Source organism: Staphylococcus sp. B1(2026) (assembly GCF_058895785.1).
This window is the reverse complement of record NZ_JBZXTS010000114.1, coordinates 1-576: the sequence shown is the minus strand read 5'-3', so window position 1 is coordinate 576 and position 576 is coordinate 1. Positions and strand designations below refer to the sequence as shown.

General features: G+C 30.6%; 1 protein-coding gene. It reads left to right on the top strand.

What is annotated here, in order from left to right; genetic code table 11:
• Positions 1-473, top strand: a 473-nt coding sequence (locus AC5EAH_RS08190; RefSeq protein ID WP_493494288.1) for a hypothetical protein, incomplete at its 5' end; no start/stop codon positions are given.
• Positions 474-576: the final 103 nt, after the last annotated feature.

Genomic DNA, 576 nt, shown 5'->3' with positions numbered 1-576 from the left:
CTGCTCGTCAAGCAGAAGCTCAACGTAAAGTGAAAGAAGAAGAAGCTGCTCGCCAAGCAGGAGCCCAACGTAAAGTTCAAGAAGAGGAAGCCACTCGTCAAGAAGTAATAACTTTTCTAGCAGAAAACCAAGTACATCCATTACTACAAAAACAAGAAAATTCAGCAACAGAAATGCAACCTAAAGTAGGGAAAGAAATTCAAACTGATGAAAATAAAGAATTAAATAGTCAAAAAACAGAAGTTCACTCAGATGAATCGTTACAAAATAATAATTCATCTGAGTCAAAGGTACACAACAAGGATATGAAAGATTCTTTAAAAGAAGCTGTTACAAAAAATGAAGAAAAAGAATCAAAAAATAAACGAAAAGAAGATGAAGAAGATAACTTAAGTTTTATTGGAAAAGTAGGATTGCTTTTCACAGGTTTATTTGCAGCAATAGTCGCTTTATTTAGAAGAAAAAATAAATAAAATTTTATATTAAAATATAATAAATAACCACTGATATTATTTGATTCAGTGGTTATTTTTAGGGTTCTATAATTTAAAGTGGATTGTCAACACTTATCTGAAC